At 62.8% G+C, this 23745-nt stretch carries 25 protein-coding genes, 1 tRNA gene and 1 pseudogene; 14 read left to right on the forward strand and 13 right to left on the reverse strand.

Annotated features, from left to right (window positions below):
- The coding region (locus EOB49_RS37755; RefSeq protein ID WP_245472764.1) for an ABC transporter permease subunit at nt 1-345 on the forward strand (345 nt) is incomplete at its 5' end.
- Between the two features lie 33 nt (nt 346-378).
- Here the strand turns inward: EOB49_RS37755 and EOB49_RS19925 are convergent.
- Together EOB49_RS19925 and EOB49_RS19930 are read right to left on the reverse strand one after the other, a co-directional pair.
- On the reverse strand, nt 379-564 hold the full coding sequence (locus tag EOB49_RS19925) for a type II toxin-antitoxin system HicA family toxin (RefSeq protein WP_127381996.1): 186 nt from the start codon (nt 562-564) through the stop codon (nt 379-381).
- Nucleotides 561-761, reverse strand: coding sequence for a type II toxin-antitoxin system HicB family antitoxin (locus EOB49_RS19930; protein WP_127329711.1), 201 nt, complete (start codon nt 759-761; stop codon nt 561-563). Before EOB49_RS19930 ends, EOB49_RS19925 begins: the two co-directional genes overlap by 4 nt.
- A gap of 366 nt (nt 762-1127) precedes the next feature.
- Between EOB49_RS19930 and EOB49_RS19940 the strand changes: the two genes are divergently transcribed.
- Nucleotides 1128-3269 (forward strand): sodium-translocating pyrophosphatase, encoded by a 2142-nt coding sequence (locus tag EOB49_RS19940; RefSeq protein ID WP_127381998.1) that lies wholly within the window; start codon nt 1128-1130, stop codon nt 3267-3269.
- Between the two features lie 279 nt (nt 3270-3548).
- Here the strand turns inward: EOB49_RS19940 and EOB49_RS19945 are convergent, their stop codons facing one another.
- The gene (locus EOB49_RS19945) at nt 3549-4061 is read right to left on the reverse strand and encodes an outer membrane protein assembly factor BamE (protein WP_127381999.1); all 513 of its coding nucleotides are present in this window, start codon (nt 4059-4061) and stop codon (nt 3549-3551) included.
- Between the two features lie 114 nt (nt 4062-4175).
- Between EOB49_RS19945 and EOB49_RS19950 the strand changes: the two genes are divergently transcribed.
- The 7 genes and pseudogenes from EOB49_RS19950 (at nt 4176) to EOB49_RS19980 (ending at nt 8923) form a co-directional block, all read left to right on the forward strand.
- A complete protein-coding gene (locus EOB49_RS19950) occupies nt 4176-4724 on the forward strand; it encodes a ubiquinol-cytochrome C chaperone family protein (RefSeq protein WP_127382000.1) in 549 nt (182 codons plus the stop codon).
- Nucleotides 4721-5263, forward strand: a pseudogene (locus EOB49_RS19955) (DUF177 domain-containing protein); the annotation flags it as partial. The gene EOB49_RS19950 and the pseudogene EOB49_RS19955, both read left to right, overlap by 4 nt.
- A 120-nt stretch (nt 5264-5383) precedes the next feature.
- The gene (gene plsX, locus EOB49_RS19960; protein WP_127382001.1) at nt 5384-6454 is read left to right on the forward strand and encodes a phosphate acyltransferase PlsX; all 1071 of its coding nucleotides are present in this window, start codon (nt 5384-5386) and stop codon (nt 6452-6454) included.
- 9 nt (nt 6455-6463) lie between these two features.
- Nucleotides 6464-7435, forward strand: coding sequence for a beta-ketoacyl-ACP synthase III (locus tag EOB49_RS19965; protein ID WP_127382002.1), 972 nt, complete (start codon nt 6464-6466; stop codon nt 7433-7435).
- 103 nt (nt 7436-7538) lie between these two features.
- Nucleotides 7539-7862, forward strand: a complete 324-nt coding sequence (locus EOB49_RS19970; protein WP_013532231.1) for an integration host factor subunit alpha — start codon at nt 7539-7541, stop codon at nt 7860-7862.
- A 125-nt stretch (nt 7863-7987) separates the two neighbouring features.
- Nucleotides 7988-8527 carry a MerR family transcriptional regulator gene (locus EOB49_RS19975; protein ID WP_027038390.1) on the forward strand — a complete coding sequence of 180 codons (540 nt, stop codon included), beginning with the start codon at nt 7988-7990 and terminating at the stop codon, nt 8525-8527.
- Nucleotides 8528-8620: 93 nt separating this feature from the next.
- Entirely contained in the window at nt 8621-8923 is a 303-nt protein-coding gene (locus tag EOB49_RS19980; protein ID WP_127270978.1) for a hypothetical protein, read from the forward strand.
- 346 nt (nt 8924-9269) lie between these two features.
- On the opposite strand, the gene EOB49_RS36515 is transcribed toward EOB49_RS19980, so the two are convergent.
- Together EOB49_RS36515 and EOB49_RS19990 are read right to left on the reverse strand one after the other, a co-directional pair.
- Nucleotides 9270-9461, reverse strand: a complete 192-nt coding sequence (locus tag EOB49_RS36515; RefSeq protein WP_164781747.1) for a hypothetical protein — start codon at nt 9459-9461, stop codon at nt 9270-9272.
- Between the two features lie 197 nt (nt 9462-9658).
- Nucleotides 9659-10273: a hypothetical protein gene (locus EOB49_RS19990; RefSeq protein ID WP_127382003.1), complete on the reverse strand. Its 615-nt coding sequence runs from the start codon at nt 10271-10273 to the stop codon at nt 9659-9661.
- Nucleotides 10274-10556: 283 nt separating this feature from the next.
- Between EOB49_RS19990 and EOB49_RS19995 the strand changes: the two genes are divergently transcribed.
- Nucleotides 10557-10841 (forward strand): helix-turn-helix transcriptional regulator, encoded by a 285-nt coding sequence (locus tag EOB49_RS19995; protein WP_023810249.1) that lies wholly within the window; start codon nt 10557-10559, stop codon nt 10839-10841.
- 183 nt (nt 10842-11024) lie between these two features.
- A complete protein-coding gene (locus tag EOB49_RS20000; RefSeq protein ID WP_127382004.1) occupies nt 11025-11486 on the forward strand; it encodes a YbaK/EbsC family protein in 462 nt (153 codons plus the stop codon).
- Nucleotides 11487-11602: 116 nt separating this feature from the next.
- Here the strand turns inward: EOB49_RS20000 and EOB49_RS20005 are convergent.
- The 5 genes from EOB49_RS20005 to EOB49_RS20025 form a co-directional block, all read right to left on the reverse strand.
- A tRNA-Pro gene (locus EOB49_RS20005) sits at nt 11603-11679 on the reverse strand.
- The gene (locus EOB49_RS20010) at nt 11670-13004 is read right to left on the reverse strand and encodes an O-antigen ligase family protein (protein WP_245472765.1); all 1335 of its coding nucleotides are present in this window, start codon (nt 13002-13004) and stop codon (nt 11670-11672) included. Before EOB49_RS20010 ends, EOB49_RS20005 begins: the two co-directional genes overlap by 10 nt.
- Nucleotides 13001-14536, reverse strand: coding sequence for an undecaprenyl-phosphate glucose phosphotransferase (locus EOB49_RS20015; protein WP_127267065.1), 1536 nt, complete (start codon nt 14534-14536; stop codon nt 13001-13003). The genes EOB49_RS20010 and EOB49_RS20015 overlap by 4 nt, the downstream gene beginning before the upstream one ends.
- A gap of 94 nt (nt 14537-14630) precedes the next feature.
- Complete coding sequence (locus tag EOB49_RS20020) at nt 14631-15761, reverse strand: glycosyltransferase family 4 protein (protein ID WP_127382005.1); 1131 nt, start codon at nt 15759-15761, stop codon at nt 14631-14633.
- 10 nt (nt 15762-15771) lie between these two features.
- Complete coding sequence (locus EOB49_RS20025) at nt 15772-16335, reverse strand: polysaccharide biosynthesis/export family protein (RefSeq protein WP_013532220.1); 564 nt, start codon at nt 16333-16335, stop codon at nt 15772-15774.
- Nucleotides 16336-16595: 260 nt separating this feature from the next.
- Between EOB49_RS20025 and EOB49_RS20030 the strand changes: the two genes are divergently transcribed.
- Entirely contained in the window at nt 16596-18866 is a 2271-nt protein-coding gene (locus tag EOB49_RS20030; protein WP_127382006.1) for an exopolysaccharide transport family protein, read from the forward strand.
- Nucleotides 18867-18912: 46 nt separating this feature from the next.
- Here the strand turns inward: EOB49_RS20030 and EOB49_RS20035 are convergent, their stop codons facing one another.
- Nucleotides 18913-19749, reverse strand: coding sequence for a GNAT family N-acetyltransferase (locus EOB49_RS20035; protein WP_127267068.1), 837 nt, complete (start codon nt 19747-19749; stop codon nt 18913-18915).
- 4 nt (nt 19750-19753) lie between these two features.
- Nucleotides 19754-20977, reverse strand: coding sequence for a GNAT family N-acetyltransferase (locus tag EOB49_RS20040; RefSeq protein WP_127382007.1), 1224 nt, complete (start codon nt 20975-20977; stop codon nt 19754-19756).
- Nucleotides 20978-21068: 91 nt separating this feature from the next.
- On the opposite strand from EOB49_RS20040, the gene EOB49_RS20045 reads away from it, so the two are divergent.
- Nucleotides 21069-22127 (forward strand): polysaccharide deacetylase family protein, encoded by a 1059-nt coding sequence (locus EOB49_RS20045; protein ID WP_127382008.1) that lies wholly within the window; start codon nt 21069-21071, stop codon nt 22125-22127.
- A 15-nt stretch (nt 22128-22142) separates the two neighbouring features.
- Here EOB49_RS20045 and EOB49_RS20050 read toward each other — a convergent pair whose 3' ends face one another.
- The gene (locus EOB49_RS20050) at nt 22143-22358 is read right to left on the reverse strand and encodes a DUF2842 domain-containing protein (protein WP_023810263.1); all 216 of its coding nucleotides are present in this window, start codon (nt 22356-22358) and stop codon (nt 22143-22145) included.
- Nucleotides 22359-22556: 198 nt separating this feature from the next.
- Here EOB49_RS20050 and EOB49_RS20055 point away from each other — a divergent pair, with 198 nt between their 5' ends.
- Nucleotides 22557-23648, forward strand: coding sequence for a COX15/CtaA family protein (locus EOB49_RS20055; RefSeq protein WP_127382009.1), 1092 nt, complete (start codon nt 22557-22559; stop codon nt 23646-23648).
- Nucleotides 23649-23745: the final 97 nt, after the last annotated feature.

Here is a 23745-nt window from a genome sequence, read left to right on the forward strand (position 1 = left end):
CTGACCGGTCTGACGACGCTGCCAGCCAATGTCGTCGAGGCGGCGCGCGGCGCCGGCATGACCGGTTGGCAAAGGCTCACCAAGGTCGAGCTGCCGCTCAGCGCCCCGATCATTCTCGGCGGCATCAGGCTGTCGGTGGTGATCAGTCTTGCCACCGCGACCATCGGTTCGACCGTGGCAGCCAAAACGCTGGGCGAAGTGATCATCGCCGGGCTGTTGTCCAACAATCTCGCCTTCATCCTGCAGGGCGGCTTGATCGTGGCAGCGCTTGCCGTGCTAATCTATGACGGTCTGTCGGCCATCGAGCGCTACACGGCGCGCCGCATGGGCAGAGAGGCCGAATAGTCGACAGTATCTCAGATATCGCGCTCGTTCATTTCAGCCAGCGCTAGGAGATGTTGTAGAAAGTCCGGTTTTGAGCGGTTTATTGGCATGAATAGGGATTGAAAGCCGAACAATGCTTCCCTGCTTGCCATAGATGTGGTGGCTTCCGGCGATGCGCAAAAGCTTCCAGCCTTGCCGTTCGACGGCACGCGCACATTCCTTGCCGGAAATGGACTTCAAACAGCGATTTCCACGATCCGCCCAGGCTCCGACGTGAATGACAGCGGCTCTACTGAGAGGCAGCCTTCGATCGCTTCACGCAAATTCTGGACAAGTTCTTCCATGGTTTCGCCCTGGGTCGCGCAACCCGGAATTGCCGGCACCTCTGCCCAGAACCCGCCTTCGTCGGCTTCGTGGATAATAGCTTTGAAATTCATGGGCTAGCTCCGGTTCGATCTTGAAGATGGGCTACCCTACAGACCCTACAGGTCTTTGCAAAGAAGCATAGGCGCCGGCGGACGCGTTCACGCTCCACGTGGCTAGCGGATCGGGTGGGAGGAGCTGACAGCTCAGTGCCGCAGCGTCATTTCAATCGATCTAATAAGGCGACATCATTGCCAAGCACGCCGCCGTCTAAACCATTTAGGCGAAAGCCGGGCAAAAACCGAACAATATCTTGACGTTCGCAGCCCTGTTTCGCATACACCGATGCGAAGAGGCGGATTCCGTGCGCGGAATCCGGTCTTCGTCTCAACGGCCCAGGGAGGGGTTCTTTTGGGCCATCAATCGAGGAAAATCCGGCAATGACAATTATTTCCGCCGTCATCGCCTGCGGCCTGCTTTCAATCCTTTACGCCATCTGGGCGACACGTTCGGTCCTTGCGGCCGATCAAGGCAATGCACGCATGCAGGAAATCTCCGCGGCTATCCGCGAGGGCGCACAAGCCTATCTGGCGCGTCAGTACACCACCATCGCCATCGTTGGCGTCGTCGTCCTCGTGCTCGCCTGGTGGCTGCTGTCCATCACTGCCGCGATCGGCTTCCTGATCGGTGCAGTGCTTTCGGGCGCCGCCGGCTTCATCGGCATGCATGTCTCCGTTCGCGCCAACGTTCGTACGGCGCAGGCCGCATCGAACAGCCTCGCTGCCGGCCTCGACATCGCGTTCAAATCGGGCGCCATCACCGGCATGCTAGTTGCTGGCTTGGCCCTGCTCGGCGTGTCGATCTACTACCTCATCCTGACCCACTTCATGGGCCTCCAGCCCAATGACCGCATCGTCATCGACTCGCTGGTCTCGCTCGGCTTCGGCGCATCGCTGATCTCGATCTTCGCTCGTCTCGGTGGCGGCATCTTCACCAAGGGCGCCGACGTCGGCGGCGATCTCGTCGGCAAGGTCGAAGCCGGTATTCCCGAAGACGATCCGCGCAACCCGGCCACGATCGCCGACAATGTCGGCGACAATGTCGGCGACTGCGCCGGCATGGCCGCTGACCTGTTCGAAACCTATGCGGTGACTGTCGTCGCCACCATGGTTCTGGCTGCCATCTTCTTTGGCGGTACCGCCGTTCTGGGTGCGGCCATGCTTTATCCGCTCGCTATCTGCGGCGCCTGCATCCTGACCTCGATCGTCGGCACCTTCTTCGTCAAGCTCGGTTCCAACGGCTCGATCATGGGCGCGCTCTACAAGGGCCTGATCGTCACCGGCCTGCTGTCCATCGTCGGCCTCGGTGTCGCCACACAGGTGACGCTCGGCTGGGGCGAGATCGGCACGGTCGCCGGCATGGTCATCACCGGCAAGAACCTGTTCATATGCGGCCTGATCGGCCTCGTGGTGACCGGTCTCATCGTGGTGATCACCGAGTACTACACCGGCACCAACAAGCGCCCGGTCAACTCCATCGCCCAGGCGTCGGTCACCGGTCACGGCACCAACGTCATCCAGGGCCTTGCGGTCTCGCTGGAATCGACGGCGCTGCCGGCGATCGTCATCGTCGGCGGCATCATCTCGACCTATCAGCTTGCCGGCCTCTTCGGTACGGCGATCGCGGTCACGACGATGCTCGGTCTTGCCGGCATGATCGTTGCGCTCGACGCCTTCGGCCCGGTCACCGACAATGCCGGCGGCATTGCCGAAATGGCCGGCCTGCCCAAGGAAGTGCGCCACTCCACCGACGCGCTCGACGCGGTCGGCAACACCACCAAGGCGGTGACCAAGGGCTACGCCATCGGCTCGGCCGGTCTCGGCGCACTGGTGCTGTTTGCCGCGTACTCGAACGACCTGAAGTTCTTTGCCGCCAATGGCGACAAATATCCGTACTTCCAGGGCATGGGCGAGATCTCCTTCGATCTTTCCAACCCCTACGTCGTCGCCGGCCTGATCTTCGGCGGCTTGATCCCATATCTGTTCGGCGGCATCGCCATGACGGCCGTCGGCCGCGCGGCGGGCGCCATTGTTGAGGAAGTGCGCAAGCAGTTCCGCGAGGATCCGGGCATCATGGCCGGCACCTCGAAGCCGAACTACGCACGCGCGGTCGACCTTCTGACCAAGGCGGCAATCAGGGAAATGATCATCCCGTCGCTGCTGCCGGTGCTGGCGCCGCTCGTGGTCTATTTCGGCGTGCTGCTGATCTCGGGCTCGAAGGCGTCCGCCTTTGCCGCCCTTGGTGCCTCGCTGCTCGGCGTCATCGTCAATGGCCTGTTCGTCGCCATCTCGATGACCTCTGGCGGCGGTGCCTGGGACAACGCCAAGAAGTCCTTCGAAGACGGCTTTGTCGACAAGGACGGCGTCAAGCATCTGAAGGGTTCCGAGGCGCACAAGGCTTCGGTGACAGGCGACACGGTCGGCGATCCCTACAAGGACACGGCTGGTCCCGCCGTCAACCCTGCGATCAAGATCACCAACATCGTGGCGCTCTTGCTGCTGGCCGTACTCGCGCACGGTTGATCAAGGCTTCACTCGAAAATGAACCCGCGGGAGCGATCCCGCGGGTTTTTGTTGAGGCAAAGCCAAACGATCCTTCAGCGCTCGCTTTCGTTCGGTTTTCGCAATGCGTGCGCTAGCACCTTATGCCGGACTCAGCGTCGTGTTTTCAGTGGTGGCCACTGCAGGCATGCCAGTGGCCGTGCCCTGACTGTGACCCATAACAAAAACCCGCAGGATCGCTCCCGCGGGTTTTTGGTCGCCTGAGATGACGAGGCTTCCGGGAATGGAAGCCGAAGGGAATTAGACGCCGCCGCCCGGAATGCTGGGAGCAAGCTTGCTGGCACCGTTGATGACCTGGCTGAGGAAGTTCTGGTCCTTGCCGCCGGTCGGTGTGGTGCGCGAGATGAAGTCGAACATCTTGCCATCCTTCTTCCCGTAATTGGCGATCTGGGTGACACGGCCATCGGCGCCGAAATAGACAGCCAGCACATGCTGGTCAATCAGCCGTGGCTTGTCGAAGGCGACGTAGCGCTTGCGCGTCTGCGAAATGTAATAGAATGCCTCGTTGTCGAAGGTCGCGGTCGTCGACGGCGTGCCGAGCGCCAGAAGCACCTGCTCGCGGCTCGAACCGACCGGCACCAGGTCGATTGCCTGCTGGTCTATGACGTAACCTTGCGTCAGCGTCTCGCTCGGGCTGAGATCGCCCATCATCTTGGAGGTGTGGCAGGCGGACAGTGCCGAAACGATCATCAGCAGCGAGATCGCGCCGGCGGGCCTGGACGAGAAGGTCGACTTGAAATTCAGCGCGCGCAACAACAACTCCATTAGCTGGCCGCAACTTGCGCTGGGCCGCGAAACCGGTAAACCAGCTTGCTTGCCGATGCAACAAGCCCACTTCAACAAACGGTCCCCAGGAGACCATCCCCAATGTTCCAGCGCTTTTTTGGCCGCGAACGCTACGCCAACCGCGCTATCACCGAGGCGCTTTACGCACAAATCGTGGCGGCGGCGCGGCAGACTGTGTTTTATTCCCACTGGAATGTGCCAGATACGCCGCTTGGCCGTTTCGAGATGCTGTCGCTGCACATGTTCCTGTTCCAGCACAGGTTGCGCGGGGAGAGCGGTGCGGCGCAGGAGGTCGCCCAGGTGCTGATCGACGAGTTCTTCCTCGACGTCGACCATTCGTTACGGGAATTGGGCATTGGCGACGTTGGCGTGCCCAAACGCATGAAAAAGCTGGCAAAGATGTTTTATGGCCGTACCGCTGCCTATGACGATGCCCTGGAAAGAAACGACCATGAAGGGCTGACCGCGGCTCTTGCCCGCAATGTCCGGCCCGACGCGGGCGCCTGGTTGGAAGCATCGCTGCTGGCCAACTATGTTACCGACGCGCGCAGTCATCTGGCCGCGCAGCCATCCGAATCGATTGTCTCCGGCACGCTGACCTTTCCCGCCGCCAAGGAGGTTGAACAATGAAGCATGTTGACCCGCAAAGCCCGGTCTCCTTCCGCGCCAACATTACGCGCCTGCCGCAGAAGGGCCTGCCGCTGGTTATCGAGGCCGATGCCGCGCAGCGTGCGGCACTGGCCGAGGAGCACGGGCTGATTTCGGTCGAATCCTATCGCGCCGAGCTTCTGGTGGCGTCGTGGAAGCGCAATGGCGTGAAGATCAGCGGCCGCGTCGAGGCCGACATCACTCAGGCCTGCATCGTCACGCTCGAGCCTGTCGAAGCGCATATCGACGAACCGGTCGAAGCGCTGCTGCTGCCCGAGGATTCCAAGCTCGGACGGCAGGGCTTCGATGGTGGCGGCGAGATCCTGCTCGATGCGGAAGGCCCTGACAGTCCAGAGACATTTTCCGGTGACACGATCGATGTCGGGGCACTCGCCGAACAGTATTTCGGGCTCGCCATCGACCCCTATCCGCGTAAGCAGGGCGCATCGCTCAATGCCGGCAGCGAGACCGAACCGGCGGAGAATGAATTTCAGCAAAAACTGCGATCCTTGCTGGGGAAAATCCTGAAAAGCTTGCCCGCGACGGAAAAGTCGGTTGTGCGGCAGCCCAAAACCGTTATTTTCGCCGAACCTTCGCGGTCGCTAAAGCGACCTGCCGCCTAACCGTGAGATAAATACCGCGTGATCAGGATTTCCATCGATGCCATGGGCGGCGATCACGGACCAGCCGTGGTCATACCAGCGCTCATGACGGTCGCGACCCGTCGTCCCGACATCCGCTTCGTCATTTTCGGGCGTGAGGAGGTCGTGCGCCCCGAGCTTGCCAAATTTCCCAAGCTCGCCGAGATCAGCGAATTCTTCCATTGCGAAGTTGCGGTCAGGATGGACGACAAGCCGAGCCAGGCGCTGCGCCACGGCCGCTGGAAGTCATCGATGTGGAAGGCCGTCGAAGCGGTCAAGGCCGGCACGGCCGACGCCTGTATTTCCGCCGGCAACACCGGCGCGCTGATGGCGATGTCGAAATTTTGCCTGCGCACCATGGCCACCATCGATCGCCCGGCAATCGCAGCCCTTTGGCCGACATTGCGCGGCGAAAGCGTGGTGCTGGACGTCGGCGCGACCATTGGGGCCGATGCGCAACAGCTCATTGATTTTGCCATTCTCGGCACCGGCATGGCGCGCTCGGTCTTCGGCATAGCCCGGCCCAGCGTCGGCCTGCTCAATGTCGGCGTCGAGGAGATCAAGGGCCAGGAAGAGGTCAAGGAGGCCGGGCGCATGCTGCGCGAAGCCAACATGGCCTCGATGAACTATCACGGTTTCGTCGAGGGTGACGATATCGGCAAGGGCGTGGTCGACGTCGTCGTCACCGAAGGCTTTGCCGGCAACATCGCGCTGAAGACGGCGGAAGGCACGGTGCGCCAGATCGGTGGCTATCTGCGCGCGGCGATGAGCCGGACTCTGATGGCCAGGATCGGCTACATCTTCGCCAAGGGCGCCTTCGATCGCCTGCGCGAAAAGATGGATGTCGGCCGCTCCAACGGCGGCGTTTTCCTGGGGTTGAGCGGCATCGTCGTCAAAAGCCATGGCGGTGCTGATTCTGACGGGTTCGCCGCCGCGATCGAACTCGGCTATGACATGGTCCGCAACAACCTCCTCGACCGCATCGAGGCCGATCTGGACCTGTTTCATGCGCGCAACCCGCGTGCCCAGTCATCTAGGAAATCCGACGTCGTCACCGACGCAAAGGAATAGGAAAGAACTTTGATCAGATCAGTCGTGCGCGGCACGGGCGCCGCGCTGCCCCGCCGAATCATGAAGAATGCCGATTTCGAAGGCATGGTCGAGACCTCCGACGAGTGGATCGCCCAGCGTACCGGTATTCGCCAGCGCCATATCGCTGGTGACGACGAGACCACGGCTTCGCTGGGGGAAGCAGCGGCACGTGCCGCACTTGCCAATGCCGGCCTCACGCCCGCCGACATCGATCTGATCGTGCTGGCGACCTCGACGCCCAACAACACATTCCCGGCCACTGCCGTCGAGATCCAGAACCGGCTCGGCATGCATCACGGCTTTGCCTTCGACCTGCAGGCGGTCTGTTCGGGCTTCGTCTATGCCGTGACCACCGCCGATCTCTACATCCGCGGCGGCCTGGCCAAGCGTGTCCTGGTGATCGGTTCGGAAACATTCTCGCGCATCCTCGACTGGAGCGACCGCTCGACCTGTGTGCTGTTCGGCGATGGTGCCGGTGCCATGATCCTGGAAGCGGGCGAGGGGACGGGCACGATCGCCGACCATGGCGTCCTGGCGGCCAGCCTGCGCTCCGACGGCACGCACAAGGACAAGCTTTTCGTCGACGGCGGGCCGTCGACCACGGGTACGGTCGGCCACCTCAGGATGGAGGGCCGCGAAGTCTTCAAGCATGCGGTCGGCATGATCACCGACGTCATCGAGGCGACGTTCGCGCAAGCGGGTATCTCAGCCGATGATCTCGACTGGTTCGTGCCCCACCAGGCCAATAAACGAATTATTGACGCTTCCGCCAAGAAGCTCGGGATAGCTGAGCAAAAGGTGGTGGTTACGGTCGATTTGCACGGTAACACCTCGGCTGCTTCCGTGCCGTTGGCGCTGTCGGTGGCCGTTGCCGACGGCCGCATCAAGAAGGGCGATCTCGTCCTCCTGGAAGCGATGGGCGGTGGCTTCACCTGGGGCGCTGTCCTGGTTCGCTGGTAAGTGCCGAACGGTCCAGTTTCGGTCCTTGACCTTGACGGATCAATTACTTAGGCTCTGCCGTTGTTGTGCCGAATTTTATGTTTTGAGCTGATGGGACGGTCGCATGGGGGGAAAGACACTTACGCGCGCCGACCTTGCCGAGGCAGTTTACCGGAAGGTCGGCCTGTCGCGCACTGAATCGGCCGAGCTCGTCGAAGCGGTGCTGGATGAAATCTGCGAAGCCATCGTGCGCGGCGAAACGGTGAAGCTGTCGTCCTTCGCGACATTCCACGTCCGCTCCAAGAACGAACGCATCGGCCGCAATCCCAAGACCGGCGAGGAAGTGCCGATCCTGCCGCGTCGGGTGATGACCTTCAAGTCGTCGAATGTGCTGAAGAGCCGTATCTTGCGCTCCCATCAGAGCGGCAAGGCCAAAAGCGGCAAGTAGTCCTATTGCGCGGTTGAAAACCGCCGCCGCCATTACGCCGGGCTTGAATATTGCTTCATAAACCGCTGAAATAAGCCCCGATTCGGCAGGTAGGCCGGATCATCGTCCAGCGTGAGGATTCGCCCATGGACAAGAGCCCCGACGCCTTTCGTACCATCAGCGAGGTCGCCGAAGATCTCGATCTGCCGCAGCATGTGCTGCGCTTCTGGGAAACGCGTTTCAACCAGATCAAGCCGATGAAGCGCGGCGGCGGCCGTCGTTACTACCGGCCGCAGGATGTCGAGCTGATCAAGGGCATCCGACACATGCTCTACGACCAGGGCTACACCATCAAGGGCGTGCAGAAGCTGTTGCGCGAGAACGGCAACCATTTCCTGGTTGCCATCGGCAATGGCGACATGGCCGCCGTCGAGGCGATCTCGCAGCGCAAGCAGGCCGACCAGGTGCCGCTGACGCCGGCGGCCCAGCCGCGTGGCATGGACGACGAACTGGTCGGCCAGCCGCGGGTCAAACCCAGCCGCCGTTTTTTCGGCCTGGGAAAAAGCGACGAGGACGGTCCGGTGCAGCCGGATGCATCGAAACTCTCGCGCGACAACAGGGCCTTGCTGCAGGAGGCGCTGTTCGACCTCCTGGAATGCAAGCGCCTGCTTGACCAGGTGCGCTGACCGCGGCCCGACGCGACATCGACAGTTCGAAAGCCGGAACCCGTCTTCCGGTGAGGCGTTACGCTTCCTTCTGCAAGTGAAGGAAACATACCAATGGCATCATTTTCGACCCTCTCCGACATTGATCTCGACAGGCAGGTCGCTGCTCTTACCAAGGAACTGGCCAGCTTGAAGAGGGCCGTGGCAAGGCGAGGCGGCGCGTATTACGAGGACGGTCGCGATGCCGCGCTGGACACCTATTCCGATCTTGCCGGGCGCCTGCGCGACGCCATGCCGGCAATCCGTAAACAGGGCAGGGTGATCGAGAGGTCGGCCCGCGACCATCCGGCGGCTGCCGCGGCGGTGGGCCTTGTGGTGCTCGGTCTTGTCGCCAGTCTGCTGTTCAGCCGGCGCTGAATTCTAGAACCCAAATCCCAGGGATACGAGCATGAGAAGTGACGGCTCGCCTCAAGGTGATCCGTCATTTTCCTTGCGGTCGGCTATGTCTGTTGTCGCTGGAGGCGCCTGACACCTCTGTGCAGCCGGCGCAGGAAATGCGGATTGGTCGAGCCGCCAGAGCCGCTCGATTTCGCTGGCGAACGCCGGATTGGTCGTGGTGCCATACCAGCGCCGGGATAGACGACGAGGTCGCGCGTGGATTTGCGTGAATTGTCGATCCAGTCCGCGATCGAGCCTCGCGGGGCGGAGTAGCCGGCCTTGGACAGGAAGCCAAGGCCGTCTTCTCGGTGGCAGTCTGAGGTGCTTAGGCCTTGTTTCCGATCACATGGTGGTGGTGGCGGTGATGATGGTGGTGGCGGACATGGTGGCGGTGATGATGGTGGTGACGATGATGCTTGGCCATCGGGGCCGCATCCGCGCTCGTCGCGCCGATGACGGGCACCGTGAAAGCCAATGCAACTGCAAGCCCGAGGGCCGAGAGGAGGGACTTCTTCATGGATGGTTTCCTTTTGTTTCGCGGGCGCATATGGATCGGGGCGATAGCCCGGCCGCCGCGAATGGAATTACGCGCCTGAATTTTTTCGTCAGTATTTCCCGATTGTAGAATTTTGTTTCTGGACTGTTTCTACCCAATCCAGCCTCCCGTCACCATGCACGGCAAGATCGAGAGGCGGCCATCGGCCGCCTGTTCGACTACATCGGTGGCACGACGCCGTTGGTTCCGACCACGACGCGGCTGGCGCTCAGCGCGCCGCCAGTGTCCCGCTCAGCGGTGACGAAGACCGTCGCACCCGGCTTGAGGTCGGTCGGCGTCGCCGGCGCGAAGGTCACGACGGGCGTGGTGTCGGGGATCGAGATCTTCTTGGTCTGGCCATTGTCATAGGTCAGGGTGACGGATCGCCCGCTTATATCGGTAACGTCGGCGACGGTGCCGTTGGTCATCCGGCTGTTTGGCTGCAGGTCCCAGGGACGGTCGCCCTCGCCGGTGCCTTTCAGCGCGGCCGGAAAGACCACCACCTCCAGGGCGCCGCTGCCGCCATCCGCTTTCGAAACGGAGGCAATACCGAGGAAATCGCCCTGCTTGATGTCCTTTGCCGAGGCGTTGGCGACGCCCGAGATCTTCCAGCCAGCCTTGAGCTTGATCGCATCGGTATCGCCCTGGCGGGTTTTCACGGTGAGCAGCGTGGGCTCGAAACTTACCACCGTGCCGCGCACACGCAGCGCGTCTGCGGCCTGGGCGGCGCCCGCGCCGGCGACGGAAAGGCTGGAAATCGTGCCGAGCACGACCATGACTGTCTTCAGGTTCATTGCAAAGATCCTTCCGGGAACGAGCCGGCTGGAACCGGATGGTTTCACGCCAGCGATCCGGAGATAACGAACTAGCGCGGCGAAACTGCCGGCAAAAGGCTGATCGGACCTTCAAAACAACTTGATCGCGACGTGTGCGCGAGAGGGCCGCGCCAGGCACCTGGTTCACGATCCCGTGACGGCCCTTTTGGCTCTTGGCAAATCGCCGGCGAGAGGGCATCTTCCCGACCGTCTCAGGCAACACTCCTCATTTGATCAAACTCTTTCAGTCATGGAGTTGCCAATGCCCCATAATGCGAAAAGCGAACCCCTCTCCGAACCGGCAACCAACGGGAGCGGGCCAGATTACAACACCCTCAGAGCGATGCGGGAGACCCGCGGTTACAGCGTGGAAGAGCTCTCCCTGACATGCGGCCTGGCGGTGGACGAGATTGAGGATATCGAAAGCGGCAGAGTGACCGACCCGTCGAAGCTGCGTCGTATTGTGTCCGCGCTTCACCTTCCCCAGGAGGCTCTGATCACCCCGGCTGCGCCGACGCCGGCGGCGCAAGGCCGATCGCTGGCGTAGATCCGCACCACGCATTCCAGAGAACCCGCCAAGGCTCCTTGGCGGGTTTCTTTGTACCTGCCGCAGCGTCTGGTTCAGCCTGGGGCTTGCCGATCCGTCTATCGCACGTGCTTATACGCGCGGCAGCCTCGGCTGCTGGACAGCGATGTGCCGTCCCTCAAGTTTTTGAACCATGGGTTTTCGATGAGCCTGGAATCCGTTCGTGCCTTCTTCGCCACCCACGCGCCCGACATCGACGTCATCGTCACGCAGGCGAGCTCGGCGACGGTGATGTTGGCGGCCGAGGCGCATGGCGTGCTGCCGGCGCAGATCGCCAAGACGATCTGCCTGCGCGTCGGCGACCGCACCATGCTGGTGGTGACCAGCGGCATCGCCAGGCTGGACAACCGCAAATTCAAGGACCAGTTCGGCGGCAAGCCGCGCATGCTCGACGCAGCCGAGGTTGTCGAAGCGACCAGCCACCCGGTCGGCGGCGTCTGCCCGTTCGGCCTGCCGGCGCCGCTGCCGGTCTATTGCGACGTGTCGCTGCGCGAATTCGACGAGGTGGTGCCCGCGGCCGGGTCCACCAATGCGGCGGTGCGGATTGCGCCGCAGCGCATGGTTGAAATTACCGGCGCTGAGTGGGTGGATGTGTGCCAGAGGTAGCATTAGCACCAAGCCGGAGCTCAAGCGCACAGGACATGGTGCCCCGATCCGAGATTTGGCCGGGCTGACCGGGGCATCTGGAGGGGCGGACTTCGGGGGAAAGTCCTGCTTTGAATTGGTCGGAGTGGCCGGATTCGAACCGACGACCCCTTGACCCCCAGTCAAGTGCGCTACCGGGCTGCGCTACACTCCGGACCGGTCGCGATGTATCGTGATAACCCCGTGCGGGTCAACCGAATTCCGCGACTTTTGTCCCGCTGCGATTGTGGGTGCGGATGAGCGCTGCAAGGCAGGCCGCAACAGCAGTTGATGGCGGTATTCCAGCGCGATGGCGCCCCAGATCAGGCCGAGCAGCAGGTAGACATGGCGCCAGTGGTCGATGTCGATGAAGGTGCCCAGCCCTATATTGCCGATGAAGGCGACGTAGGCGCACAGGAGATAGGGCTGCCACGGCCGGTCGCGCAGCAGGATGCGGAAGCCGGCTGCTATCGTCCACAAGACGAGCGCCAGGAACGACACGAAGCCGAGCCAGCCATAATCCATCAGCATCTTCAGCCAGATGTCGTGGGTGTCTTCACCGAAGATCGTGCCGAAGACCAGCGGGCCGATGCCGAATGGATGCTCCATCGCCATCTGGAAGCCGATGCCGTAGCGGGCAAAGCGGCCGAGGCGGGCGGTGTCGTAGCTCTGTTCGAGCTGGGCACGGTTGGAGAACATCTCCGACACGCCGGGCAGCTGCAGGATGACGATCATGGCGACGACCAGCAGCGCCAGTGCGGCTATCGTCATCACCACCACACGCAGCCGGAACTTGCCGCTGGCGCTCTGCAGGAACAGGCAGCCGGTGAGCAGGACGGCCGAGACGGTGAACATGCCCCAGGCGCCGCGTGAGAAGGAGAAGAAGATGCCGGCGGTGATGATCAGCAGCGGCACCGCCAGCAGCGGCATGCGTGTCGCCGGTCCGGTCAAAAGCAGATAGAGTAGATAGATGCCGGGCAGCACCAGGAACGGGCCGAACACGTTCGGGTCCTGGAAGGCGCCGGCGGCGCGATCGTATTTGGTGAACATCTCCGCGCCCGGAAAGGCATGGAAATAGCCTGCAATGCCAAGCAGCGAGGTGGCCACGGCCGAGACCACATAGGCAATGAAGATCAATCGGTAGAGGCTGGGCTGTACGGCGGTGATCGATGCGAAGAACACCGCGCTGAAGGCGAGAAACAGCGACACGGCGAGATAGAGCGGCGTGTTGGCGAGGTCCGCCATCTGCGTCATGGAGATCATGCCGCCGATGTTCATCGTCACCAGCAGCACCAATAAGGGCGTGGCCGCGCGGGAAATCCTCAAGCCGAAAAGCGCCCAGATGGCGATCAGCCCGGCCATGTAGAGCTCATAGGGCGCCGGCTCGCTGATGACGAAGCCCGACAGCAGAATGCCGAGGAAGACCGCGCCCGACGAAATCAGCGCGACCAGCTTGGCGTTGACCGCCGCGCGCGGCAGATCATGGCTGATCGCACTCAATAGGCGTTTTCCGTATTGAGCAGCCGGAGCGGCGTCAGGAACAGGATCCGCAAATCGAACAGCAGCGACCAGTTCTCGATGTAGTAGAGATCATACTCGGTCCGCATGCGGATCTTCTCGTTGGTGTCCATCTCGCCGCGCCAGCCATTGATCTGCGCCCAGCCGGTGACGCCGGGCTTGACCTTGTGGCGGGCGAAATAGCCGTCGACAACCTCGTTGTAGAGCAGGTTGTGCGACTGCGCGGCGATGGCATGCGGACGCGGGCCGACCAGCGACAGCGAACCGAGCAGCGAGTTGAAGAACTGCGGCAGCTCGTCGATCGAGGTCTTGCGGATGAAGCGGCCGACGCGGGTGACGCGAGGATCGTTCTTGGTCACCGTCTGCTTGGCGGTCGGGTCGGCCTTGTCCGTATACATCGAACGGAACTTGTAGACCTCAATGATCTCGTTGTTGAAGCCGTGCCGCTTCTGATGAAACAGCACCGGCCCCTTGCTGTCGAGCTTGATGGCGATGGCGGTCGCCAGCATGACTGGCGAGAACACGACGATGCCGATCAGGCTGAAGACGATGTCGAAGGCGCGTTTGGCGACCGAATCCCAGTCGTTGATCGGCTTGTCGAAGATGTCGAGCATCGGCACCGCGCCGATGTAGGAATAGGCGCGCGGGCGAAATTGCAGCGCGTTGGAATGCGCCGAAAGCCGGATGTCGACCGGCAGCACCCACAGCTTCTTCAGCAGCTGCAGAACACGCGATTCGGCTGTCAGCGGCAGCGATACGATCAGCATGTCGATGCGGGCGATGCGGGCGAACTCGATCAGTTCCGAAATGGTGCCGAGCTTGGGGTAGCCGGCGACGATGGGCGGCGAGCGCTTGTCGCCGCGATCGTCGAAGATGCCGCAGATGCGGATATCGTTGTAGGGCTGCTTTTCGACCGAGCGGATCAGGATTTCCGCCGCCTTGCCGCCGCCGACGATGACGGCGCGCCGCTCCATGCGGCCATCGCGCGCCCAGGCCCGGATCAGCTTCGACATCACCAGCCTGAGGCCGAAGATGAGAACGAAGCCGATGACGAACCAACTGCCGAACAATAGGCGCGAATAGTCCTGCGACATCTTCATGACGAATGCCGTCAGCGCCATCAGGGCGAAAGTGCCGGCCCAAACCAGCAGCACGCGGCCGAAATTGGCGATGGGCCGCATCAGGGCGACGATCTGGTAGCAGTCGGTGACGTCGAGCAGCACCACGGCAAGGAATGAGCCGGCTGCGATCGTCACCGGATATTGCCAGGCGAGATAGTTGAAGAATCCGACATAGTGGAAATAGACGGCGAGTCCCGACAGGAACAGCAAGCCGAATTCGACCATGCGCAGGACACCGCTGACCATGATCGGCGACATCGTATCGCGTCGGTATTGCGAGGCGACCTGGCGGGCGACATCGTTCATGCCGCTTGGCGTGTCGCCATCGGCCGGGCCGTCGAATTTACGCACCGCCTCTGCTGAAAAGCGGCGCGCGGGGTCGATCTCGTTCATGAGGGCTTTCCGCAAACTTCCCCACGATCATAGCAAAAGAGAGCTAAGAAACCCTTGAAACAACGTATGGCTTTGGAACGGCTTGGCCCTGTGCCTACCTGTCGAGCGCGGCGAAATAGGCCTTCTCGATGTCGGCGGCCATCACATCGGCGCCGAAGCGTGCCTTGAGGTTGGCGTTATCGGGCATCAGGTCGCGATAGGCGACCGGGTCGGCCAGCGCCTGGCTCATCCTGTCGGCGAGCTCGATCGGGTCAGGTCGGATCAGGGCAGGGGAACCGGTGTCGAATATCTCCGGGATGCCGCCGACCGCGGTTGCGATCATCGGCTTTCCCGCGGCAAGCGTTTCCAAGACGATATAGGGCATGGCTTCGGCGCGCGAGGGAACGATGATAAGCGCGGCAAGGGCAAAGGCCTCCCTGGCCGGCATCGGCGGCAGGAAGCGGACATGGCGCTCGAGCCCGAGGCGTTTCACTTGCCCGTGGTAACGCGCAAGGTCGTCGCCGTCGCCGACCATCACCGCGGTCAGTGCGCGGCCGAACTGTGGGCCGGCGAGGGCCAATGCGTCGATGAAGATATCCGGTCCCTTCAGATCGCGCATCATGCCGATATAAAGCAGGTCGGCTGCGTCCGACTCGGTGATCACCGGCTCGAATTCAGTGGCGCGCAGGCCGTTATAGACGAGGGTGTTGGGAATGGGCGGCTCGCCGACCTTGTGGCGATAGGTCCGCCGCTCATAGTCCGAGACAAACAGCAGATAGTCGGTGAAGCGAGCCATGAAGCGCTCGAGCGCGAAGAACAGCTTTCCGATGACCGTGCTCTCGTCATAGTGGAGCGAGCCGCCATGCGGCGAATAAAGGCGGGCTACGCGAGACCTTGATACCCGCAACAATGAGCCGAACAGACGGGCATAGGCGCCACCCTTGGCGCCGTGCCCATGCAGTACGTCCGGCCGCAATTCCTTGATGATCCTGTATGTGCGCCAAGCCGAGGCAAGGTCGCCGGGACCGACATGGCGCTGCATCGGCGTGCGATGAATGCCGAGCGCCAGCATGCCCTTCATCTGCTCGAACAAATGTTCCTCGAACGCGCCGCCTGTCGTCGAATCGCAGACGATGCCGACGGAATGCCCGGCGGCGACCTGCGCCTCGGCCAGGTCGCGCACATGCCGGAAAATTCCTCCGACGGGTGAGCGAAAGCAATGGACGATCCTGAGCCTGTCCGCCACGTGGTGTCTGTCAGAACAGACGTTCGCGGACGTAGACCGTATCGCCCGGCAGCAGCGGGTCGGAGGTGACCACGCGGCCGGTCATCACCTTGCCGTTGATGTCGCGGGTGATGTCGACGCTTTCCTGGTTGGCGCGCGGCGTGAAGCCGCCGGCAATGGCGATCGCCTTCTGCACCGTCAGGCCGGGAACATAGGAATATTGGCCGGCGGCACCCACTTCGCCCATGACGAAGATCGGCCGGTAGCGGTCGATCTCGACCGAAACGTCGGGATCGCGCAGATAGCCTTGCCGCAATTTGTCGGCGATCTCCTTTTCCATCTGCTGCGCGGTGTGGCCGCGCGCCGGTATGGCGCCGACAAGCGGGAAGGAGAGATAGCCGGATTGATCGACACTGTAGGTGTTGGTCAGCCCATCCTGCTCGAACACGGTCACGCGGACGCGGTCGCCGGCGCCAAGACGGTAGGGCTGATCGAGCACCTCATGGAAGGCGGCCGGCGTCGGCCGGTAGCTGGAACAGCCAGCCAGCATCGATACGGCAAGCAGCGCGCGAAACAGGGAAGCAGTGCTTTTCATGACCGGACAAGTACCTTCGACTGGGCCGCTGCGGCGTCGCAGCAAACATCAGGGATCGAGGCCCGTTATCATCCTGTTAGGGTTAATGGCCGGTAAAGGGAGCGGCCGACACGTGGCGCATCGGCAAGAGTTTTTGTGATTCTTGGCGGTTTTGTTTGTCGCCCGCCAGTAAACCCTAACGGAAACTTACCACGATCTTAACGGCTGAGTTACCATAGTTGTTTACGGTGCGTGCTGACCCAGTATCGGAGTAGGGATGCATGTCCGTTCAGTCCGCGGCCGCAGATGTCGATGTCGATCTCAGGCAGCTCTTCGCCAGCCTGGCGAGGAACTGGCTGCGTATAGTCCTCGTCGTCCTGTTGGCAACCGGGCTGGCCTTTGCTTTCGCCTCGCTGGCAACCCGGCACTACAAGGCCGAGACGCAGGTGGAGATCGCGCCGCGCGAATCCATTTACACGCGGCCGGCCAGCAACAACAATGACACCGACAGGCCAATTCTCGACGAGCAGGGCGTCGCCACCCAGGTCCAGATCATCTCCTCCAACGAAATCCTCAAGCAGGTCTCGCAAAAGCTTGGCCTGGAAAAACTGCCCGAGTTCAATGAAGCGCTCGACATGTCGGCGGTGAGCCGCGCTCTGGTCCTGGTCGGCCTGAAAAGCGACCCGATGGAAATTCCGACGGAAGAGCGCGTGCTCAAAAAAATGCACGAGAAGCTCAACGTCTATGGCGTCGAGAAGACCCGCATCATTGCCATCGAGTTCTCATCGGAAGATCCCAAGCTCGCGGCCGCCGTACCGGACGCCATCGCCGCCGCCTATATAGCGGGGCAGGGGGCGGCCAAGCTCGAATCGAACAGCGCCGCGGCAGACTTCCTGGCGCCCGAGATCGCCGACCTGCAGCGGCAGGTCAAGGATGCCGAGGCGAAGGTCGCCGCCTATCGCGCCCAGTCCGATCTTTTGATGGGTGGCAACAATTCGGTGCTGGCCACCCAGCAGCTTTCGGAACTGTCGAGCGAACTGTCGAAAGTGCGCGCCAACCGCGCCGCGGCCGAAGCGACCGCCGACGGTGTGCGCAGGGCGCTTCAGAATGGCGGTTCGCTGGATGCCGTGCCGGAGGTTCTGTCGTCGGACCTGATCCAGCGCTTGCGTGAGCGACAGGTCGAATTGCGCTCCAACATCGCCGATCTGTCGACGACACTGCTTGGCAATCATCCGCGCATTCGCGCGCTGAAATCGCAACTGTCCGATCTCGACGCACAGATCCGCAGCGAGGCCCAGAAGATCATGAAAGGGCTGTTGATGCAGGCCGAGACGGCAAAGGCCCGCGAGAACCAGCTTGTCGCCGACGTCAACACATTGAAAGCCGCTTCGGCGCAGGCCGGCGAACAACAGGTCGATCTCGACGCACTGCAGCGCGACGCAACCGCCAAGCGACAGCAACTCGAACTGTACCTGACCAACTACCGCGAAGCCGCTTCGCGCCAGGATCGCAACTATCTGCCGGTCGACGCGCGGATCGCCTCGAAGGCTTCGGTTCCCTCCGAGGCGTACTTCCCGAAGGTCGGGCCGATCGTCGGCGCGGCTTTCGCCGCATCGCTGCTGATCATGGCGATAGTGACGCTTCTGCGGGAGCTGTTTTCAGGCCGCGCGATGCGGCCGGCGAGCGGTTCCCGTTTCGAACGGATCGATGAGGTCGCGATGCCCCAGGTGGCGCAGGCGCCGGTCGCCAAGCCATTTGTCCGCCACGAGCCTGCCGTCCTGCAGGACTCCTTGGTTGGCCAGGAGCTGCCTGAACGTGCGGATGAAGCAGATGCGGAGCCCTATGCCGCCGCGATGCCGGCCATGGCCGAGGCACCGGATGTGGTCGCAATGCCCGATACGACGGCGACAGAGCAGACGGCTGTCGAGCCCGAACCGGCGCGTTCCACCCTGGGCGAGATCGATATCGAGAAGGCTGCCGAAAAGCTGATCTCCAGCGGTGCGGCGCGCGCCATATTCGTCTCGCCGGAAGGCGACGAGGCGGCTGCATCCGCGATCCTGGTGGCGCGCGAGGTCGCCGACGCCGGGCTGCGCGTGCTGTTGCTGGACCTCACCGCGTCGGGGGCCGCCTCGCGGCCGATGCTGGACAGCGGGCTTTTCCCCGGCATCACCAACCTGCTCGCTTCGGAAGCGCAGTTCAGTGACGTCATCCATGCCGATCTCTACTCGGACTGTCACGTCATCCCGGTCGGAACCGCCGATCCGGTTCGTGCCATGCGTGCCGCCGACCGGCTGCCGATCATCATGCAGTCGCTGACGACAGCCTACGACCTGGTCGTGGTCGAGTGCGGACCGGCCGACGCACAAGGCATCGGCCGCCTGACCGGCGATGCCACCGAGGTCTTTCTCTCCATGCTGGAGGCCGACGATGAGGTGACGCAGGCTGCGGTCAAGCTGATCGAGAACGGCTACCCCGACCTGACGCTGGTGACGCCGCTCGGCCACGAACCGCCCGGCAATCCGGTGCCGGGACGGCGCACTGCCGCTGCCTGAGGGGAGCCCCGGATCGCTGGCGGGGCCGTTCTGCGGTTCGCCCGATCTATCCCAGTTCAAGCGTCGTTACGCCGAACACCCTTCGCAGGTCCAATTCCGGGGCAGGCCCCTTGTACATGCGCGTGGTGGTGAAGGTCGGCGCAAAGCCGGCCGCATCGAGCGCAGTTATGAAGCCGGCGTTATCGGCGGGGACGTCGATGTGCAGCTCGCCGCCCTCGCAGGCACCGGCCAGCCCCTCCAGGAGTTGCAAAGCGATCTCCGTGTCGTCGGCAAACAGCGGGCCGATCTTGAAGCCGGATCGACAGCGGCGCGCCACGCCAAAACCGGTCACGCCGCGCGAACCGATCGCCGCCAGCCCATGATGCGGCTCCTGCAGCCATCGCTTCAGAAAGGTGCCTCGCGGCGCCGGAAAGCAATGGGCGTCATAGGCGACGATGCCGGACAGGAGCTGCGTCGTAATCATCCGCAACCCATCGGCCCTGACCGGCTGGCCTGCCATGCGCCCGGTGAAGCGGATGGTCTCATAGGCCGGCGCGAAGCCCTTGCGCCGGTAATTGGCCTGCTGCTCGGCGACGCCGTCGAGGCCGACAGTCCGGCCCGAGAGTCTTTTCATGCCGGCGTCCCACACGGCCTTGCCGTAGCTCATGCCGCGCATGTCAGGCCGGCAGATGTAGAGACCGATGAAACCGAATTCGCTTCCATAGGCCACGGCCGAAATTGCCGCGACCATGTCGTCGCCGACAAAGGCGCCGATGAAGCCTTCGGGGTCCGCGGCCTGGAACATCGCCGGGTCTTCATGACCTGGGTTCCAGCCTTCCGCGGCCGCCCAGTCGACGAGAAGCGCCAGTTCCTGCAGGGACAGTGTGCGGATGATCGGCTTCATGGCGTCAGCTATCTTCTTCCGCGGGCGCTGCCTGGCCGGCGGCTTTGCGGCGCAGCACTTTGGTCAGCTTCCAGATCGTCGGGCTGTTCTTGACGAAGGCCTTCAGCCGTGCGCCTTGCCGAAGCGTCAGCGCCAGCATGTGGCCCTTCACGGTCAAGGGGACCAGCACTTCGAAATGCCGCGTTTCGATATCGCACCACAGCCGCTTGTAAGGCTCATCTCCGACCGAAAAGTCATAGACCTCGAAACCGGTCTCGCAGGCTTCCTGGATGTTGTCGAAGAACAGGAAGTCGCCGGGGCTGGCGTGCCCAAGATCGTCCTCGGCGATCGCTCCGAATTCGCAGATCAGGCGTTTGCCCAAGCGGCTTGAACCGGTGATGGCGCGCAGCTTGCCGGCAACCTCGAGCCCGTGCAGCACGAAGGAAGGCCTGTCCTCGGCAAGCGCCTGCATGAACAGCGCGCGGAAGAAGCCGCGTACCTGCGCGTCGCCAAAAACATTGGCGATGCCCATCTTGCGGAAGCGGAGTTCCTTCATCTCGAAGAAGGCGTCGAGCAGCCTGTCCACCCCCTCGGGGGTGCGGGCCTCGATGCGCCGATAGCTGCCCACGGCCTCGAATTTCCGGATTTGCGACCGGTGCTTCTTGCGTTTGCGTTTGCCGCTGGCGCGGGAAAGCAGCGCATCGAAGCCGCCGTCGAGATCGACGGCCAGCGACAGATTGGGGCTGGAAAAATGGTCAAGCGATGCGAGCGGATTGGCGACGCCGTCGAGATCGGGCAGCAACCGCTCGAGCGCGACCAGATCGATGTCCGGGCGTGCCTTGGCGATGGCCGCCAGCACCGATCGGAGAGCCGGTATATCCGCCTTGGCCAGCCAGTTCGGGTCCGCGGCGACGAAGTTGCCGTTGGCGTGGCGCCCACCCATGAAGCGGGCGATCCGGAACGGCCCCTTGCAGGCAACCTCCAGCGCCAGCGAGAAAACCGGTTTGCCCTCGGCACTCAGCGTCGCGACGAGCAGGTCCGGTCGTGTCTCGGTCGCCCAGTTCTGGACCCAGGCAGCACTCTGCGCCGGCCCAAACAGGGCCGAGCGGCAGAACTCGGCATAGGCCGCGAGTCCGTCCGTGGACGCCACTGAAATCGACAGGCCGGCATGGTCCCGTGGCAAGGCGCGCGACGATGCCTCGGTCGCCGCAAGCCGATTGCCGTCAAATGACGCGGTTGCGTCAACCATACCTCAATCCTTAGGACGTATTGATCGCGATTTGGGGGTTCGCATAGGCGCATTCCGTGCTTGGATCAGCCTAGGCGCAAAAGGTGAATGAATGATCGACGGCGGGGAGGCAATCCGGAAACTGGCGCTGAACGTCGCCCGTTATACCGGCCTTGCACCGCTGGCCAAGCCGTTCATCGGCGGCATCGGCGCCATCCTGATGCTGCACCGTGTTACCGCGACGCCGGAAAAGCCGGACAGCGTCAACCGGCATCTGAATATCGCGCCCGGCTTCCTTGACGCCATGATCGCGGACATGAAGGCGCATGGCTATGCCTTCGTCTCCATGGACGAAGCCGTTGAGCGCATCAAAGCAGGCGGCAAGGGCGGTCAGTTTGCCACCATCACCGCCGACGACGCCTATCGCGACAACATGGTCGAGGCGCTGCCGGTGTTGGAGAAGCATGGCGCGCCGATCACCATCTATGTCGCACCCGGGCTGATCAACGGCACAGCCGACCTGTGGTGGGACGTTGTCGAGGACATCGTCAACGCGCGCGATACCTTGACGCTGACGCGGCCGAATGGTCCGCTGACGATCGATTGCTCGACCCCCGCGAAGAAGCTGCAGGCCAATGCACGCCTGCACGCCTATCTCACCTCCGAAATACGCGAGGAGGACCTGCAGGCCGTGTTGCGTGACCTGGCTCGCGCAAATGGCATCGACGCCGACGGCCCACGCTTGCGCACATTGATGAGCTGGGATGAAATCCGTCGCATCGCCGCGCATCCGCTGGTGACGATCGGCGCCCATACGATCAACCACAGCAATCTGAAGCGGCTCTCCGAAGCCGTTGCCCGGCACGAGGTTGGCGACGTGCGCGCCATGTTGCAGGCCGAACTGGGCGAAATGCCCCGCCATTTCGCTTATCCCTATGGCTATGCCAGCGCTGTCGGCTGCCGCGAAGTGGGCTTTGCCCGCGACGCAGGCTATACCTCCGCCGTGACGACGCGCCACGGCGTGCTGCGCGCCGAGCATGCCGGGTTCCTGCACGCCTTGCCGCGCATTTCCGTCAACGGCCGCTACCAGAGCCTCGCCCACATCCGCACCATGCTGTCGGGCGTGACGACGCCGCTCGCCAACGCCGGCAAGATGGTCGTCACCATCTGACGCTGGCGGTTTCGCCTATCGCTTGGCCCTCGGCTCCAGCATCAACCATTTGATGATGCCCATTGCCGGCAGCACCCAGAGCAGGCCGCTGAGCAGGAAAAAAAGGAAATGCACCCACGGACCCGACTCCGAGAGCCGGGCGACCGCGAAGATCGATGCGACCAGCGCATAGACGATGACCAGCGCCACCAGCAGAAACATTCCGATCAGCTTTTTCAGGCGCAGGGGCATGCTTGGTCTCCTGATTGAGCATGCCGGAATTCGCACAGGCGGCCTGGCCAGCTCAAAGGGTATTGGCCTCGCATAGGCCTTGAGGCGAGACTGTGCAACCGGTGAGACGCGGCGCGACGGCGTGCCGCGCCGTATGGTCTTGCCAGCACGGGTGCGATGGTCCACCAATCCGCCAAATCAACCTGCCGGGACAAGATCATGGCTGCCATATCAGCTGCCGCGCCATACGTCGCCCGCGACCGCGACCTGCATAACCGGGCGCTGCTGCGCGGCTGGCTCTATGTGGTGCTTCTGGTGCTGTTTGCGCTGGTGCTGGTCGGCGGCGCCACAAGGCTCACCGATTCCGGCCTGTCGATTACGCAGTGGAAGCCGATCCATGGCGTGATCCCGCCGCTCAACGATGCCGAGTGGCAAGAGGAATTCCAGCTCTATCAGCAGATCCCGCAATATGCCGAGCTCAACAAGGGCATGAGCATTGAGGCGTTCAAGTCGATCTTCTGGTGGGAATGGGCGCACCGCATCCTGGCGCGCAGCGTCGGCCTGGTCTTTGCGTTACCGCTCATGTTCTTCTGGGCGACGCGCCGCATCGAGCGCGGCCTGGGAGCGAAGCTGGTGGGCATTCTGCTGCTTGGCGGCCTGCAAGGCGCCATCGGCTGGTGGATGGTGGCTTCAGGATTGGTCGACCGGGTCTCCGTCAGCCAGTACCGGCTGGCGACCCACCTGACACTCGCCGCGCTGATCTTCACCGCCACCATGGTGGTCGCGCGAGGATTAGCGCCGCATTCCGAACCCGCCGCCGATCGGTCGACGCAGAGGCAGGCCGGGTTCATCGTGCTGCTGGCGCTGATCCAGATCTATCTCGGCGGCCTGGTCGCCGGGCTCGATGCAGGCCTGAGCTACAACACCTGGCCGCTGATGGACGGCAAAATCATCCCTGGCGATCTGCTGATCCTCGAGCCGGCATGGCGCAACTTCTTCGAGAGCCCGAAGACGGTGCAGTTCGTCCATCGGCTTGGCGCTTACACGGTATTCGTCGTGGCCTTGTGGCACATGATCGCCACGCGCCGGCGGCTGCCTGAAACAACGCATGCGCGGCGCGCGACGCTGCTGTTTCTACTGGTGCTGGTCCAAGCTTCGATCGGCATCGGCACGCTGCTGATGCATGTGCCGCTGCATATGGCGCTGACCCATCAGGGATTTGCGCTGATCGTGCTGGGTTTTGCCGCCGCACACTGGCGCGGCACCAAGGGCGCCTATTCCTTGCCGACGGGAATAGCGCTCAGGGGCTGATCTTGAGCTGATCTACCGGGTCCGGATCAGAAGCTTGCCCGTACCGCCCGGATCGCCTTGACGACCGACAATTCGCGGTTCTCCTCGACCGCATTGT

Origin of the sequence: Mesorhizobium sp. M7A.F.Ca.MR.148.00.0.0, assembly GCF_003997735.1 — a bacterium.
Lineage (GTDB): Bacteria > Pseudomonadota > Alphaproteobacteria > Rhizobiales > Rhizobiaceae > Mesorhizobium.